Below are 16,717 nucleotides of genomic sequence, written 5' to 3'. Positions count from 1 at the left end.
GGGTGCATAGCTCAGCTGGATAGAGTACTCGGCTACGAACCGAGCGGTCGGAGGTTCGAATCCTCCTGCGCCCACCACTTTATAGACTCCTACTTAGAGTATAAATAAGTAAAGTGTTGGCTAAAACCAAACGGTCGGAGGTTCATTATTACAAGATACGTCCTGCGCCCACCACTTTATAGACTCCTACTTAGAGTAAAAACAAGTAAAGTAAAAATGAAAGTGGGTGCATAGCTCAGCTGGATAGAGTACTCGGCTACGAACCGAGCGGTCGGAGGTTCGAATCCTCCTGCGCCCACCACTTTCATATTTTCATACACTTTTAAGTGTAAGAAAAATAAGCCGATGAAAATCGGTTTTTTTATTTTAAAGTTATACACTCCGCTTAGAGTTTAAATAAGCAAACAATGAAAGTGGGTGCATAGCTCAGCTGGATAGAGTACTCGGCTACGAACCGAGCGGTCGGAGGTTCGAATCCTCCTGCGCCCACCACTTTCATACATTAACCGACACTTGAGTCGGTTTTTTTATGCCTGAAATAAAGTGAAATTATTGTGTGGCCGAGAACCGAGCACTCGGAGGTTCACTCTTACAAGATACGTCCTGCGCCCACCACTTTCATACATTAACCGACACTTGAGTCGGTTTTTTTATGCCTGAAATAAAGTGAAAATTGTAGATTGCCATCCCTATTGACGGAGAACTTGTTCGCGAGAGAAACGGCAGGTTCTAATTACTTAACACCTTTCTAAAGCTGCTCTTTTTTATTACCTATGTTACTTTAAACGCCTTGTTTAAAAGGATATTGCAGTATGTTTAAAACCCTATTTATTACGTTGTTTTTTATTTTTAGCGCTACTTTAATACTCAGCGTACAAGCTGATGAAGCTAAAGGTTCAATTGTTGTGGGGGCGCAGCAATACACAAAGTATTTACCGCAGTTAAAAAATAAGCGCGTAGGGCTGGTGGTTAATCAAACATCAACAGTAGAACAAATCCATTTAGTAGATAGCCTGCGGGAAAAAAACGTAAACATAACTAAAATATTTGCACCTGAGCATGGCTTTCGTGGCGATCACGATGCGGGGGCGCACGTAAAAAATGCCGTTGATAGTAAAACAGGTATTCCGCTTATTTCTATTTACGGCAACAATAAAAAACCGAGCGCCGAAGTTTTAGCTGATGTTGATGTAATAATTTTTGATATTCAAGATGTGGGTGTGCGATTTTATACTTATATAAGCTCTATGCATTACATGATGGAAGCAGCTGCCGAACAAGGGGTGGAGTTTATTGTACTTGACAGACCAAACCCAAATATTGCTTATGTTGATGGGCCCATATTAGAGCCACAATTTAAGTCATTTGTAGGTATGCACCCCATTCCTATAGTTCATGGTATGACTGTGGGCGAGCTTGCAAACATGATCAAAGGTGAAGGCTGGATAAATCAAGCAGCTGCTTTAGAGCTTAATGTGATCCCAGTTAGTGGTTATACACGCGCAACTAGCTATAGTTTACCGATAAAGCCAAGCCCTAATTTACCAAATGATACTGCTATTTCGCTTTATCCGTCACTGTGCTTTTTTGAAGCCACGCCAATTAGTATTGGCAGAGGCACCGATTTTGCGTTTCAGGTTATAGGGTATTCACCGATTGCTTTAGGAGAGTTTAGTTTTACCCCGCGCGCTATTAAAGGCGCGGCACTAAATCCTAAATTTAAAAACCAAGCAGTGCAAGGGCTCGATTTACGTCAAGCTACCACTAAAGGGTTAGATTTAAGCTACTTAATAAGTGCTTATAAGCAGCTTAATAATAATGATATTACGTTTTTTGAGCGCGCTGATTTTATGGATAAGTTAGCAGGTACCGATAAGCTGCGCTTAGCTATTGAGGCGGGGCAATCGGCACAACAAATAAAGCAAACTTGGCAGGCGGCCCTGATGCAATTTAAACAGCAAAGAGCACCTTATTTGTTATATGAGTAAAAGGCAGCTTATGTACTTATATTTAAAAAATAAAAATTATTACAGTATAAAAAAGTTATTAATAGTGGCTTTAAGTTTTATGCTGGGGGCATGTAGCTCCTCTGTAGAGCCGCTCGAGCCCAAGGCGCTATTAACGCAAAGTAAACTAGTTGAGCTGCCTAATGCGCAAGTAATTGTTACCTTTCCTGAGCCAAACCCTAGTAGCCGTGAGTATGTAAATAATCGCGGCACGTTTAAAGCCTATAAAGGCCATGGGCAGCTGTTAATTCAAAATCATAGTGCTAAAAGTGCCGACATTTATATAAATAATCAACTGCTTAATATTAAGCAATTGCTCGGCGCTAATACTGTGTACCAATATAGTTTAGCAAAGCTAACGCATAACGGGGTTAACACCTTTAAAGTTGCAAACATTCAACCAGCGGGAGCAAGTTTAACGCTGCGCTTTGCGTTTCCTACTTTAAATAAAGCATCGCATCAGCAGGCTAATTTTAGTGAGGTAGATGCATTAATAGATCGAGATATTAAAGCGGGTTTTCCTGGTGCTGTTTTAGCGGTAGTAAAAAGTGGTGAGTTAATTAAATTAACTGCTTATGGCGATGCAAAACAGTATCAACAGAACGATTTAATGCTATTACGCCCAGAGCCAATGCAAACTGATACCTTATTTGACTTAGCCTCTAATACTAAAATATTTGCTACCAACTTTGCATTAATGAAGTTAGTAAGCGAAGGCCTATTAAATATTAATAAGCCAGTGCAATTATATTTACCAGAGTATCAAGGCGATGGTCGAGAGCAGCGACGCGTAAAAGATTTACTCACGCATAGCGCAGGCTATCCGCCGGTGTTTGATTTTCATCGTAAAGACAGTAGCAATGGCGATGTGTTTTACTCACAAAATAGCCATACTACAAAAAAGCTCTTACTTACCAGTGTGCCACTTAGCGAAAAATCGCTCGGGCAGCATGTTTATTCAGACATTGATTACATGATTTTAGGAGTATTGGTTGAGCGTATAACCGGTATTTCACTTGACGATTACCTAGAGCAACAAGTATATGCGCCATTAAAATTGCATAACACTGTGTTTAACCCCCTTAAAAAAGGCTTTAATGCTCAGCAATTTGCCGCCACAGAGCTGGGTGGTAACACGCGAGACGGACGAATCAAATTTGATAATATTCGCACCCATGTTTTACAAGGCCAAGTACATGACGAGCGTGCGTACTATTCTCTAGGTGGCGTAGCAGGGCACGCGGGGTTATTTAGTAATGCGCCAGATTTAGCCATACTTTGTCAGCTACTATTAAATAATGGTGGTTACGGCGATAAGCAGCTTTTTAGTGCAAGTGCTTTAGCGCAGTTTTTAACCCCACAAAGTAGCGATGAAACCTACGGGCTGGGCTTTAGGCTTGCTGGTAATAACCAAGCAAGGCGTTGGCACTTTGGCCCTTACGCAAGCGCACAGGCTTATGGGCATACAGGTTGGACAGGCACAGTAACGGTAATTGATCCCGTTTACGACTTAGCGATTATTTTATTAACTAATGCGCGGCATACGCCAATTACAGGCTCGCAAAAAAGTTATCAATTTAGTGGTAAAAATTATGAAACTGCACAATATGGCTCGGTTGTTTCATTAATATACGAAGCGTTATTAAATCAATAAACTGACAGTATAAATAGCATATATCAATGTGCTTAGTGGTTTACTTAAATGGGTTTTGACTGTAAAACTTAAGCTAGATAACAAAGTGTAAAATATTTACCCCGTAAATAAGCACACTAAAATAAAGGTTAATTTATGTCTTGGTATTCTATTTTACCGCCGTTAATCGCCATTGCTGTCGTATTTTGGCGCAAAGAGGTTATTATGGCGCTGTTGCTTGCAGTGGCTTCGTCAGAGTTTTTACTCGCATTACAGGGTGAGGGCAGTAGTGTATTTAATACCTTTTTAAACACTATTGAACGTATTGTTAGCGTAGCAAGCTCGCCCGGCAATACCCGTATTTTAATTTTTAGTATTTTGATTGGTGCTTTGCTTGCCTACATTCGCGAGTCGGGTGGAGTAGCCGCTACCGTTAATATGTTAATGAACAAAGGTATAGCGAAAAGTAAGCGTCAAGTTGGCTTTTTAACTATGTTTACTGGCATTGCGGTGTTTATAGAGTCAAACCTGAGTGTACTTACTGCAGGTATTTTATCGCGCGGATTATTCGATAAATTTAAAATGAGCCGCGCCCGCTTAGCTTATATTATCGATAGCACCAGTGCGCCGGTATGTATTTTAATATTACTAAATGGTTGGGGCGCATTTGTACTAGGGTTATTAAGCAACTACGAGTTAGGTGAATCGGCTGTATCGGTACTTTGGGGCAGCGTAGGCTATAACTTTTACGCCATAATCACGCTTGTTATTGTTTTTTACACCATTGCGTTTGATAAAGTACATGGCCCAATGAAACAAGCTGAGCAAAAACTAGAGCTACAAACAACTGACTTAAAAGAAGAAGTAAAAGGCTCTAAAGCACGCTTTATGTTAGTGCCCCTTATTACGCTGATTGTTAGCATGGTGGGCTTTATGTTTTACACAGGTAACGGTGTATTGGCAGAAGGTAGTGGCTCAAAGTCGGTATTGTATGCAACCGTTTTAGCCATAGTTGTAGCTTACTTTTTAATGCTAGCATCACGCCAATTTAGCCACCATAAGTTAGTTGAAACAGGCTTTAAAGGGATGGGCGAATTACTGCCACTAGTAGGCATTGTATTGTTATCGTTAACTTTAGGAGCAAGCTTAAAAGAGTTGGGTACTGGTGTGTTTGTGGCATCTTTAGTGGGCGATTACCTCCCTATTTACTTGGTGGTACCGGCACTGTTTTTAACCGGTGCGGTTATGTCGTTTACTACGGGGACATCGTGGGGCACCTTTGCAATTTTAATCCCTATTGGCGTGCCGCTTATTCAAGCATTGGGTTTGCCGCCGTCGTTGGTATTAGGCGCTATTTTAGGTGGCGGTATATTTGGCGATCACTGCTCGCCCATATCCGACACCAGCGCAGTATCGGCTATCGCCTCAGGCTGTGACTTACTCACCCACGTTAAAACCCAGCTACCCTATGCCTTGTTCGCTGGTGGCCTGACACTTATAGCCTACTTAGTAACGAGCATAATTGTTTTATAAGCGTGTTTATGATTACTCATTTTGAATGACAAAAAGCCTGCAAATTTGCAGGCTTTTTGTTTATACGTAGGTTGGATAAGCGGCGCAGCCGCGCCATCCGACAAGTCAGCTACTTACAACGCATTTAAGCTGTGCTCTAGCATTGCGGTAATTTGCTTTACTATTTTTGCTTCCGTTTTCGGCTCAAACTGTTGAATTCTGGGTGTGTGAATATGGCCTGTTGGAATGGTTGAATTAAGTTGATTACGAAGGCGTATACTGCGATACGAAATTTCGTTAGACAGGTATCCACCGCCAGAGCCATTTACGGCAATGCTATTTTGCAACTCGGCAAGTGTTGCAGGCTCGTAAGTTTTTTCTAAGGTAGTGATTTTATGATTATCAATAACCTTATACGGCCCTTGTGCTTGCTGCATATTTGCCACGGGAAGGCTAAATTGTACAAATTCGTTACCTGGCAGTGGCTGGTTATTTAAACTTGGGAGCAAGGGAGCTGTTTGTGTCCCGCCAAATATAATATTGGCATTGTCTGGGGCAGTTACGCTGCGGCGCTTACCGGGAAATCTTTCTAAATCAAAATCTTTGCGACCCATGCTTACAGTAACAATCATATCGACATTATTCAGGGCGTAATAGGGCGCGAGGAGTGCTTCGATTATACCTTGATCAAAGTCGGCATAACGAACGGGCACCATAACGGTGTTAATTTCAGCGCTAATGCCTTGGTAGTTAATTACTTGACCATCTAGTAAGAGGGCAGCAACTCCAGATGGATTACTTTGATTTATGTTTTTATCTAATAAAAAGGGGTCAAAGCCGGTAAGGATAATTTTTTTAGTACTGCCTTGAGTAAAACTGAGATCGTTATGACCGCGACTGCCTTTTTCTAACTGAGTTAAAAGGTTATTTTGCTCAGCAACTGAGAGGGTAAATTTTGGCTTAACAGAGCGAATTATTTTACTTGAAAGTAATCGTGCCCAGTAAAGCTCGCGATCATCGTAGTTTTTAGTTGTAACAATACGTTGTTTGGCGTTTAACCATAATTGACTTGAATAATCAGCGATTAAGTCAGTTGCATGCTGAAAGTTGTTAAGGCTTTTCCATTGCTGTTCAAATTGATTCATCTCATCAGCAAAGGCCATTAGCACCTGAGGCATGGCGTGGGTAGCGGCTTCAATTCGTTGCTCTTCGGTTGTTAAATTATTACTCAAAACCGAGCAAGAAGAAAAAATTAAACTTGAAGCAAATAGTAGTTTAAGCATGGTAGTCCTATACAGTTACAGCGATTATTTGGTTACTATCCTACGCATCTAGACGCAGTGCAAATTAATTCGTTGGCTAACCATTGATTAACAGCTACTAACGTTGCAGAGGGCTAATAGCACTAATGCTGTTGTTAAATCAAAAAGAACGCAAATAGATTTTTCGATAAGTGGATTGTTTAGTTACAATGGCGGCAGTTATATTTTGTTCACTTAATTTTAGGCTGTTATGCAACTCATTGAAATAAATAAAGCGCGTTATCGTAAGCATTTAAACCGTGTTATTGCCGGTTGTGCTGTGGGTTTAGCTGTTGGGAGCTTAGCTATATCGCAAGCGCTGATTGCTTTGTTTCCTGATGAGAGCGGCACTCACTTTCATTGGAATGTAACGGGCGTTGTTATTAGCGCATTAGGGCTTGCGTGGTTACTTAATAAATACCGCACGCATCCGTTTATGATTGAAGTGGTGTATGTGTGGGAGCTTAAACAAGCGCTTAATAAAATAACGCGTAAAATGGCGAAGTTAAAGGCTGCAGGGCGTGAAGGTAATAGTGATGCGCTATTGGCTATTCATTACAGTTACGCGGGCTCTAAATTGTTATGGCAGCTCGATGACAATACAATCACTATGGATGACTTAGCAATTAAGCAAGCTGAGCTGGATAGTGTGGCGGCTAAGTATAATTTAACACTTGATGCCAATGACTATGATGCAAGTATTTTAAAGAACTTTTAAAGCAATTTTAAAACGATTTTAAGTATTAAATAGCTTTTTAATTAGCGTATTAGTTGCGCTTTTTTCTTCTGATAAGGGTTTAACATGAGTTTAATTGTTTATGGCGTACCTCTTTCTCCTTATGTACGCAAGGTGTGTCTGTGTTTGGCTGCAAAGCAGTTAGATTATAAGTTAGAAATAGTGTCGCCGTTTAATCAACCGGCTTGGTTTTTTGAGTTAAATCCATTAGGGCGTATACCAGCGCTTAAAGATGGTGATTTAGTGCTGGCTGATTCGAGTGTTATTTGCCAATACCTTGATGATAAATACACAGGGAATACAGCATTACTTGGCGACACTGTCGAGCAGACGGCTCAGGTACGCTGGTTAGAAAAATACGCTGATTATGAACTTGCGCCGTTAACTACTTTTACTGTGTTTCAACAGCGAGTAATTAATTTAGGTATGCAAAAAGTATGTGATGAAAGTTTAGTAAAGTTGGCTATGAATGAGCAGTTACCACCGCACTTTGACTACCTTGAAGGCGTGCTAGGTCATAATGATTACTTTGTAGGTAACGCGTTAACCCTTGCTGATATAGCGTTTGCGTCGCAGATAATCAATATGCAGCATGCGGGCGAGCAGATTAATGCACAGCGCTGGCCAAATTTAGCTGCACTTTTTGAGCGTGTAAAAGAATTACCAGCAATGCAAACTTTATTACAAAGTGAGCAGGCTATGCTTGCGTCAATGCAATAGTGTTTAAGGTTATTTAGTTCAGTAATTAATAGCGTTTAGTTTAGAGGGAGGCTCTATGAAAAAAATACTAGTTGTGTGTTTAGGTAATATTTGTCGATCGCCTACAGCTGAAGCGGTATTAAAAAAACGTGCTGAGCAGTTAGGTATTGCCGTTAAAGTTGATTCGGCCGGTACTATAGGTCATCACGAAGGCAATTCACCAGATAGCCGATCTATGCAGGCGGGCGAAAAACGAGGTTATAGCTTCAAAGGGATTTATTCGCGTAAAGTGCGCAGTAGTGATTTTACTGAATTCGATTTGATTTTAGCCGCCGACAAACAAAATTTAGCCGATTTAACTCAGCGTTGCCCAGCACATTTACAGTATAAGCTTGCACTGTTTTTAGAGTTTGGTGAGCAGGCTGTAAGTGCTATTCCCGATCCTTATTATGGTGGGGACGATGGTTTTGAAAAGGTGCTAGATTTAATTGAAGCAGCAAGTGATAAAATATTAGCTAAATTAACCCCCAATATTTAAGTAATGGCCTTGTGCGTTACAGTGAATAATAAAGGCGCTAAATTGCGCCTTTTTTATTAGAAAATTTATGATTACTTAGCGAGAAAACCCTGTGATCTTTAGTCGCTGGGTAGTTCACTAAGTTATCGGTTAATTTTGAAGTCGAGCCGTACTTGGGTTTTTGCTGTTACAGGTATGCCATCTTCAAATTTAGGAGCATAGCGCCATTGCTCTACCGCTTTTTTTGCCGAGTGCTCAAAAGTTACGCCGCCATTTGAATCAAGCACACTCACGTTTTTAACAAAGCCTGCGGTGTCTACTTCAAATTCCATAACTACACTGCCATCTTTACCTTGGCGTGCTTTGCCCATAGGGTAGTCAGGATTAACACGATAAAGCGGGGTTTGTTCTTGGCTTTCTTCCCAAGGCACCATTTTAGCAATAGCTAAGCAGTGCTTAGTTGCTTGCTCACTTTCGCCTTGCTTTTCGTATAGTGCTATAAGCTTAGAGTGAGCGCTTAGCTCGGCGCTGTGATCGTAGCTTAAGTTATTATCAAATACGGTGACTATGCGGTTTAACCTTGTAATTGCTGAATCATATTTTTTACGACCTTCATCAAACGAGGCCATTAAAAAATCTGATTTGATACGCTCTACAGCGTTTTCAGGTAAGTTTGCTTGGTAATACTCGTCAGCTTCTTCGGCGTAGTGTTTAGCAGAACGGTATTTTTCTGGCACAAACTTTTTAACTAACAAAGAGGCTGCAGCAAATTGCATGTCGGCTACAAATCTTGGTTTTTTAAGCTCCTTTGCTATATCAACTATACGTTCCAATTGGCTATCGGCCTGACGCGCTGATTTAGTATTGCTTGCCATACCTAGTAAGGCGTCTATTGTCTCGACTGAGCTTTCACCATGATTGTTAGCTAAAATATTGTACGCCTGTTTATACAGTTCGTAGCGTTTAGCTTCGTCTTCCTGGTTAAATCCGCTGATAGCTTTAGCGTAATTAATGGCTAAATTTGCGGTGTTATCTGCGTTATCGCCATATACTTTAGCACCTAAAGAGTAAGCGAGTTTGGCAGCTTGTTGTATGTTTTCGTTGGTATCTACGGCGCTTAAGTAATTTTGGTACGCTTGAGAAAATGCAGTGTTTGCATTTGTAGCTTCGCTTGCAAAAGCCGATGCAGTAATAACTGAAAGGTTAAGGCTAAGCAGTAAGGCGAGTTTATGTGGTTTCATAATGTTCCATATTATAATTATTATACTTTTTAACACATTAACAATTTACTTATAATTAGTCATGAATTGATGTAAATAAAGGTAAACAGTAAGGGCTTTAGTGAGAATTATATATTGTAATTATGCATTGATAATTAAGCTTCTCGTCGCCATATAATTGCAATAAATACCCTTGGATTTCGATCTTTTTGTATTCTTTTGTGATAATATCACTTCATTATCGTGTCGTAGTTATTTAAATATTTGGATTTGTCGTGGCGCAAGTAAGAGCAAGAGTTCAGCTTAATGTTGGCAAGAACAGTGATATTCCCGCTGAAATTATCTCGTTTACTGATTTAAAAGATGGCAAAGAACATATTGCTATGGTGTTTAACAACGCTGATACAGAGCAAGATGTACCGCTTATTCGTATGCATTCAGAGTGTTTAACGGGTGATGTATTTTACTCGTCGCGTTGTGATTGCGGTGAGCAGTTAAATGAGTGTATTGAAATGATGCACGAGCAAGGCGGTATTTTATTGTATTTACGCCAAGAAGGTCGTGGTATTGGTTTGTATAATAAAATAGATGCTTACGTGTTGCAGTCGCAAGGTATGAACACTTATGAGGCAAATAATCATTTAGGTTTTGCCGATGATTTACGTGATTTTTCGGATGCGGTGCTAATGCTAAATGCGCTTAATTTACCCCACGTTAAATTAATGACCAATAACCCTAAAAAGCTTAATGCACTAAGAGATGCTGGTATTACGGTTGATTCGGTTGTGGGTACGCACGCACACATTAAAGCCGGTGTTGCGGGTAATAAAGCGTATTTAGAAACCAAAATTAAACATGGCGCGCACATGTTAGATATCAAAAAAATTAAAAAACCTTAAATTAAGAGTAACTATGTCTACACAATTACGAGTTTTTAAGGCCGATGCTGCCCTAAAGTGGTTTAAAGCGGGCTGGCTTATTTTTAAAACCCAGCCGCTTACTTTTATTTTTATGCATTTATTTATTGGTATTGTTGGCCTGTTGTCGTTATTTTTACCGCTATTACAAGTGGTAGCGGCTTTAGCTACGCCATTTTTAACCGCAGGATTTTATCAGGCTGTGCTTACTAAGCAGCAAGGCGGTAAAATTATGCTCGCTGATATTCTCAAACCCATTACCACTAAAGGTAATCGTTTAGGTTTACTGCGTTTGGCTTTGTACCAAATGGGTGCGGGTATTTTAATGGCATTATTAGCAAACGGTTTATTTGCCGATGCAATTGCGGTTATGGCGCAGCCAGATTTAGATCCTAATATAGCAATTAGCCAAATGTTAGAGAGTATTTCTATGGCAAGCGTGGTGCTATTTTTATTAGCGTTGTCGGTTTATTTAACTGCATTCGCTTACGCGGTTCCATTAGTTTACTTTAATAAAGAACAGCGCATTTTTAGCGCTCTTAAAAACTCCTTTATGGTGTTTTATTATAATATTTTACCGCTAAGCGTTTATGCTATTATTTGCGGGTTGTTTATTGTGCTTTCGATGTTTTTATCGTTCTTACCCTTGTTGGTTTTAATGCCTATTTGCTACATTAGCTTTTTTGTATCTTATCAAGCTATTTTTATGCCGGTTGTACCACCAAGTGACGATAGCAATATTACGCCATTAAGTAGTGAATCTAGTGGGCGTTTTGACGCTTAATGGATGATAAGTTAAAGCAGAAATTAAAAAACTATGTACTTTGGTTGTTATCAAGGCAAGAATATTCACGCCGAGAATTAACGTTCAAATTACAAAAAAAAGAAGCCACAGATGAGTTTATCGAAACCTTGCTTGATTGGTGCGAAAAGCACAATTTTGTAAACGAGCAACGTTACTGTGAAGGCTTTGTTAGAAAACACATATTTAAATGCCATGGCTTAAGGCGCATTCAAAGCGAAGCTATGGGCAAAGGGATTGACCGTTCATTACTTGAAAAAGTAATTGAAGAGCTTGAAGTAGATTGGTTTGAGCTGGCGCAGGATGCGTACAATAAAAAATATTCAAATACACCGGCAGACCTCGAGTACAAAGACAAGGCCAAGCGCGTGCGCTACCTAATGTATAGAGGCTTTAGCTACGATGAAATCGATTTTGCAATGCAAGCACAGTAAATACGGGTGAGACCTTCACATGCAGCACATGACTACCGCACAAATTAGACAACAGTTTTTAGACTTTTTTGCCAGCAAACAACATCAAGTTGTTCCTTCAAGCTCGCTTATACCGGGTAACGATGCCACTTTGTTATTTAACAATGCCGGTATGGTGCAATTTAAAGATGTATTTTTAGGCGCAGAAAGCCGCCCTTATACGCGTGCGACTAGCTCGCAGCGCTGTGTACGTGCTGGCGGTAAACATAACGATTTAGAAAACGTTGGTTATACTGCGCGTCACCATACATTTTTTGAAATGTTAGGTAACTTTAGTTTTGGTGATTACTTCAAGCAAGACGCGATTAAATTTGCGTGGCAGTTTTTAACAGAGGAAGTAAAGCTACCTAAAGAAAAACTGTTAGTTACTATTTACCATGACGATGAAGAAGCGTTTAACTACTGGTCTAACGATATAGGCTTACCTGCAGATCGCATTATTAGAATTGCCACTGCAGATAACTTTTGGTCAATGGGTGATACCGGTCCGTGTGGCCCGTGTTCTGAAATATTTTACGACCATGGCGAGCATATTTGGGGCGGTCCTCCTGGATCACCTGAGGAAGATGGCGATCGCTTTATCGAAATTTGGAACCTAGTATTTATGCAGTACAACCGTCAAAACGACGGAACTATGCTGCCACTACCTAAGCAATCGGTTGATACAGGTATGGGGCTTGAGCGTATTGCTGCTATTTTACAAGGCGTTCATTCAAACTATGAAATTGACTTATTTAAAGGCTTAATTGCCGCTGCTGCAAGTGTTACTAACGCACAAGACATGGACGATAAATCACTACGCGTAGTGGCGGATCATATTCGTTCGTGTGCATTTTTAATCTCTGACGGGGTTATGCCATCTAACGAAGGCCGTGGTTATGTACTACGTCGTATTATTCGCCGTGCTGTTCGCCATGGTAATAAGTTAGGTGCACAAGGTGCCTTTTTCTATAAATTAGTAGCTGCACTTATTGAGCAAATGGGCCAAGCGTACCCAGAGCTTGCAAAGCAGCAAGAAATTATTGAAAAAGTATTGCGCATTGAAGAAGAGCAGTTTGGTAAAACGCTAGAGCGTGGTTTAGCTATTTTAGAAGAAAGCTTAAGCGACCTTAAAGGTGATGTAATTCCTGGCGACTTAGTATTTAAACTTTACGATACTTATGGCTTTCCTGCGGATTTAACTGCAGATGTGGCGCGTGAGCGTCAAATGACGATTGATAATAAAGGCTTTGAAGAGTGCATGGCGGTGCAGCGTAAAACAGCGCAGCAGGCCGGTAAATTTGGTGCCGATTATAACGATCAATTAAAGTCAGACAAACAAACAACTTACAAAGGCTACACCACCACTAGCCATAGTGCGACTGTGGTTGAAGTGTTTGCTGGCAGTGAGTCGGTTTCATTACTAGAAGATGGCCAAAAAGGCATTGTAATACTAGACCGTACGCCATTTTATGCAGAGTCGGGCGGCCAAGTTGGTGATACAGGTGTAATTAGCGTTGCTGGTGGCGAGTTTACAGTAACTAACACGACTAAATTAGGTAATGCATTTGCACACCACGGTATAGTACAAGGCCGTATTGGTCTTAACGATAAAGTAGAAGCAACAATTGATGACGCACGCCGCGAACGCATCAAGAAAAACCATACTGCTACGCATATATTGCACGAAACACTGCGCCAATTATTAGGCGAACATGTAGGTCAAAAAGGCTCGCTAGTTCAAGCAGAGCGTTTGCGTTTTGACTTTTCACATTTTGAAGCTGTTACCAAAGAAGAATTACGCGAAATTGAACGTGTAGTAAACGATGAAATTCGTTGTAACTTTGCGTTAAGTACCGAGCTTATGGCAATAGATGACGCTAAAGCAAAAGGTGCAATGGCGTTATTTGGCGAAAAATACGATGACGAAGTACGTGTAGTTACTATTGGGGACTACTCTATTGAGCTTTGTGGTGGTACACATGTTGAACGCGCAGGTGATATTGGTTTATTCAAAATAGTATCTGAAAGCGGTATTGCTGCGGGTGTTCGTCGTATTGAAGCGGTAACCGGCGCTGACGCGATTGCCTACGTGAGTGAGCAAGAGCAAAAGCTAAATGATGTAGCTGCTGTAGTTAAAGCCGACAGCGCGTCAGTACTTGAAAAAGTAACTGCGCTGCTTGATAAATCAAAACAGCTAGAAAAACAAATTGCGCAACTTAACGATAAGCTAGCAAGTGCTGCGGGTGCCTCATTACTTGATTCAGTAGTAGAAATTAACGGTATTAAGCTATTAATAGCCAACGTTAAGGGCACTGAGTCAAAAGCGTTACGTGGTATGGTTGATGATCTTAAAAACAAAATTGGCTCGGGTGTTATTGCACTAGGTGTTGCAAGCGATGATAAAGTGAGCTTAATTGCAGGTGTAACTAAAGATTTAACCGGTAGAGTTAAAGCCGGTGAGCTAGTTAACCATATGGCCAGCCAAGTAGGTGGTAAAGGTGGCGGCCGTCCAGATATGGCACAAGCGGGTGGCTCTGAGCCAGAAAACCTAACTGCAGCATTAGACAGTGTAACAGCTTGGTTTACTGAGAAAACACAAGCTTAAGTGGCACTTATTGTTCAAAAGTTCGGTGGCACTTCAGTTGGTTCAATAGAGCGAATTGAAGCGGTTGCCGACCTTGTTGTTAAAACTAAACAACAAGGCCATCAAGTGGTTGTAGTGCTCTCGGCTATGTCGGGAGAAACCAACCGCTTAATTAATCTCGCCAAACAAATAGATACTCGGCCAAGTAGCCGTGAACTTGACGTATTAATTAGCACCGGCGAGCAGGTTTCGGTGGCTTTATTAGCTATGGCTATTATTAAACGCGGTCATTCTGCTGTGAGTTTATTAGCCGATCAGGTTAATATTTTAACCGATAATATGTTTGGCAAAGCCCGTATTACAGATGTAGCTGCAACGCGTTTAAAACATGAGCTTGAGCATAACCGTATTGCAATTATTGCGGGTTTTCAGGGCCGTGATATTGAAGGAAATGTAACTACATTAGGGCGTGGCGGTACCGATACTTCGGCGGTTGAAATTGCTGGAGCAATAAAAGCTGACGAATGTCAGATCTATACCGACGTTAACGGCGTATATACTACAGACCCTCGTGTTGAACCTAATGCACGACGAATGAGCCAAGTTACCTTTGCTGAAATGCTAGAGTTAGCAAGTTTAGGGGCTAAAGTATTGCATATTCGTTCAGTTGAAGCGGCAGGAAAGCATAATGTGCCACTTAGGGTGCTATCAAGTTTTTACCCTGATGCTGGTACATTGATTAGTTTTGAGGAGAGCGATATGCCTGGTAATGTCGTTTCGGGTATTGCGTTTAATCGTGATGAATGTTTAATAAATGTAGAGGGTGTACTTAGTGGTACACAATATCTTGCAAAGATTTTGAAACTTTTTGCAGATAATGGCATCGAAATAGATATGATTAATCAAGTTAATCATAATGTTGACAAAGTAGACTATGCTTTTACTGTACACACAAATGATTATTTACACGCATTAGACGTTTTAACAGAGCAGCAAGCTCAGTTAACAGCACAAAATATTTTTGGGTTAACAACAGTCGCTAAAGTGTCTGCTGTTGGTATGGGGATGAAGTCACATTCGGGTGTTGCTAGTTTATTTTTTGATGCATTAGCTGCAGAAAATATTAATGTTATTTTAGTGTCTACATCAGAAATTAAAATATCGGTTTTAATAGATGAAAAATACCTAGAGTTGGCTGTTCGTGCATTACATAAGATATTTTTAACAGAAAATGAATAGATTGATAGGTTTTACTTACTTTTTAGTCTAATTTTCATTAAAATGTTTTAGCGGAATCTTATAATTTTATTGGAACAAGGGAGCAAAAGAATGCTAATACTAACTCGTAGAGTAGGTGAAACCCTAATGATCGGTGACGAAGTAACCGTTACTGTTCTAGGTGTTAAAGGGAATCAAGTTCGAATCGGTGTTAACGCACCAAAAGACGTTTCAGTGCATCGTGAAGAGATTTACATGCGTATTCAAGCTGAAAAGTCTAACCCTGAACCTGGTAATGCTTAATCAGCAATGTATATAACTTAGTTACATACTGAGTTATTGCCAAAAGCCACTCACTGAGTGGCTTTTTTGTGTATAAAATTAAGTGTTTCGGCAGTTAATATGTGCTTGGATATATACTGCATACCTTTTTTGTTTTTTAATAGTATGCCGCGCTCTGTGGTTATAACTTCGTTAATATCTGACCACAGAAGTTGGGTGTTTTTATAAAAGTTACTCGATTTAATCCCTTCTTCGTCAAAGGTAAGGGTGACCTCAGACCCCGAGGCTTTGCTTAGCATTTGTCTAGTAACCCACCAAGGACGGCGATAATAAAAGGCAATACATTCGAGTACCGCAACCATGATCAGAAAAGATCCTAGGTAATGATCGTCTAAACCATAAATTCCAAATAAACCGAGTGCTACTAATAGCGCCAATAAAAAGTATTTTGGTTGCGCGCGCTTGCTATGCGCAACTGATTCGTCAAAGCACTCATAAAAATAAGGCTTATCAAGCGTGTAGATTGTTGTAAGTGTCATATAGAAGTTCTTAAAACATAGTTATATGCATTTTAACAAGCTAACCAGTAAATGCGCAGTTATATAATAAATAACTGCATAATAGATAAAGATATTGGCGTTTATTATTTATCAGATCCAACCTTTAATTTAGATATTATTTTATTACACACATAAAAAAACGGCTCATTTTAGAGTAATGCCGATCAGTTAAGGTTAATTGATAGGTTGACCGATCTAAATGATCGTGAATAATCCGTAATTAGTTTCGCTAATTACGGTTTTTTTATGGATATTCAAACAGCTCTTTCAACCAC

Annotated in this window: 15 protein-coding genes and 3 tRNA genes; 15 read left to right on the top strand and 3 right to left on the bottom strand. The window is 40.2% G+C overall.

All coding sequences use genetic code 11. The annotated features are described in order from the left end of the window. From J5X91_RS17040 to J5X91_RS17015, 6 genes are all read left to right on the top strand, one after another. Positions 1-77 (top strand) — tRNA-Arg (locus J5X91_RS17040). Between the two features lie 147 nt (positions 78-224). After that, positions 225-301: transfer RNA gene (locus J5X91_RS17035), tRNA-Arg, on the top strand. A gap of 114 nt (positions 302-415) precedes the next feature. After that, a tRNA-Arg gene (locus tag J5X91_RS17030) sits at positions 416-492 on the top strand. A 320-nt stretch (positions 493-812) separates the two neighbouring features. Beyond that, the gene (locus J5X91_RS17025) at positions 813-1,988 is read left to right on the top strand and encodes a DUF1343 domain-containing protein (RefSeq protein ID WP_208835284.1); all 1,176 of its coding nucleotides are present in this window, start codon (positions 813-815) and stop codon (positions 1,986-1,988) included. Positions 1,989-1,998: 10 nt separating this feature from the next. Further along, positions 1,999-3,660, top strand: coding sequence for a penicillin binding protein PBP4B (pbp4b, locus tag J5X91_RS17020; RefSeq protein ID WP_208835283.1), 1,662 nt, complete (start codon positions 1,999-2,001; stop codon positions 3,658-3,660). A 135-nt stretch (positions 3,661-3,795) separates the two neighbouring features. Continuing rightward, positions 3,796-5,172, top strand: a complete 1,377-nt coding sequence (locus tag J5X91_RS17015; protein WP_041454342.1) for a Na+/H+ antiporter NhaC family protein — start codon at positions 3,796-3,798, stop codon at positions 5,170-5,172. 113 nt (positions 5,173-5,285) lie between these two features. Here J5X91_RS17015 and J5X91_RS17010 read toward each other — a convergent pair whose 3' ends face one another. After that, positions 5,286-6,434 (bottom strand): hypothetical protein, encoded by a 1,149-nt coding sequence (locus J5X91_RS17010; protein WP_208835282.1) that lies wholly within the window; start codon positions 6,432-6,434, stop codon positions 5,286-5,288. A 229-nt stretch (positions 6,435-6,663) separates the two neighbouring features. On the opposite strand from J5X91_RS17010, the gene J5X91_RS17005 reads away from it, so the two are divergent. From J5X91_RS17005 to J5X91_RS16995, 3 genes are all read left to right on the top strand, one after another. Continuing rightward, positions 6,664-7,170, top strand: a complete 507-nt coding sequence (locus J5X91_RS17005; RefSeq protein WP_208835281.1) for a DUF3087 domain-containing protein — start codon at positions 6,664-6,666, stop codon at positions 7,168-7,170. An 84-nt stretch (positions 7,171-7,254) separates the two neighbouring features. Beyond that, positions 7,255-7,908 (top strand): glutathione S-transferase family protein, encoded by a 654-nt coding sequence (locus J5X91_RS17000; RefSeq protein WP_208835280.1) that lies wholly within the window; start codon positions 7,255-7,257, stop codon positions 7,906-7,908. Between the two features lie 55 nt (positions 7,909-7,963). After that, a complete protein-coding gene (locus tag J5X91_RS16995) occupies positions 7,964-8,425 on the top strand; it encodes a low molecular weight protein-tyrosine-phosphatase (RefSeq protein ID WP_089367774.1) in 462 nt (153 codons plus the stop codon). Positions 8,426-8,547: 122 nt separating this feature from the next. Here J5X91_RS16995 and J5X91_RS16990 read toward each other — a convergent pair whose 3' ends face one another. After that, complete coding sequence (locus J5X91_RS16990; protein WP_011327230.1) at positions 8,548-9,645, bottom strand: energy transducer TonB; 1,098 nt, start codon at positions 9,643-9,645, stop codon at positions 8,548-8,550. Between the two features lie 254 nt (positions 9,646-9,899). On the opposite strand from J5X91_RS16990, the gene ribA reads away from it, so the two are divergent. The 6 genes from ribA to csrA all read left to right on the top strand — a co-directional run bounded on the left by ribA (position 9,900) and on the right by csrA (position 15,903). Beyond that, entirely contained in the window at positions 9,900-10,523 is a 624-nt protein-coding gene (gene ribA, locus J5X91_RS16985) for a GTP cyclohydrolase II (protein ID WP_011327231.1), read from the top strand. Between the two features lie 13 nt (positions 10,524-10,536). Next, positions 10,537-11,325: a BPSS1780 family membrane protein gene (locus J5X91_RS16980; RefSeq protein ID WP_197182840.1), complete on the top strand. Its 789-nt coding sequence runs from the start codon at positions 10,537-10,539 to the stop codon at positions 11,323-11,325. Further along, positions 11,325-11,777, top strand: coding sequence for a regulatory protein RecX (locus tag J5X91_RS16975; RefSeq protein WP_011327233.1), 453 nt, complete (start codon positions 11,325-11,327; stop codon positions 11,775-11,777). Before J5X91_RS16980 ends, J5X91_RS16975 begins: the two co-directional genes overlap by 1 nt. A gap of 19 nt (positions 11,778-11,796) precedes the next feature. Beyond that, positions 11,797-14,403, top strand: coding sequence for an alanine--tRNA ligase (alaS, locus tag J5X91_RS16970; protein ID WP_011327234.1), 2,607 nt, complete (start codon positions 11,797-11,799; stop codon positions 14,401-14,403). Further along, positions 14,404-15,621 carry an aspartate kinase gene (locus tag J5X91_RS16965; RefSeq protein ID WP_011327235.1) on the top strand — a complete coding sequence of 406 codons (1,218 nt, stop codon included), beginning with the start codon at positions 14,404-14,406 and terminating at the stop codon, positions 15,619-15,621. A 90-nt stretch (positions 15,622-15,711) separates the two neighbouring features. Then, on the top strand, positions 15,712-15,903 hold the full coding sequence (gene csrA, locus J5X91_RS16960) for a carbon storage regulator CsrA (RefSeq protein ID WP_011327236.1): 192 nt from the start codon (positions 15,712-15,714) through the stop codon (positions 15,901-15,903). Between the two features lie 50 nt (positions 15,904-15,953). Here csrA and J5X91_RS16955 read toward each other — a convergent pair whose 3' ends face one another. Further along, on the bottom strand, positions 15,954-16,421 hold the full coding sequence (locus J5X91_RS16955; protein ID WP_208835279.1) for a YcxB family protein: 468 nt from the start codon (positions 16,419-16,421) through the stop codon (positions 15,954-15,956). Between the last annotated feature and the right edge of the window lie 296 nt (positions 16,422-16,717).

The sequence above is a fragment of the Pseudoalteromonas sp. K222D genome (genome assembly GCF_017653575.1).
GTDB classification, from domain to species: Bacteria; Pseudomonadota; Gammaproteobacteria; order Enterobacterales; family Alteromonadaceae; genus Pseudoalteromonas; species Pseudoalteromonas nigrifaciens.
Note: the sequence above shows the minus strand (reverse complement) of the source record. Positions and strands in the feature narration are given on the sequence as shown.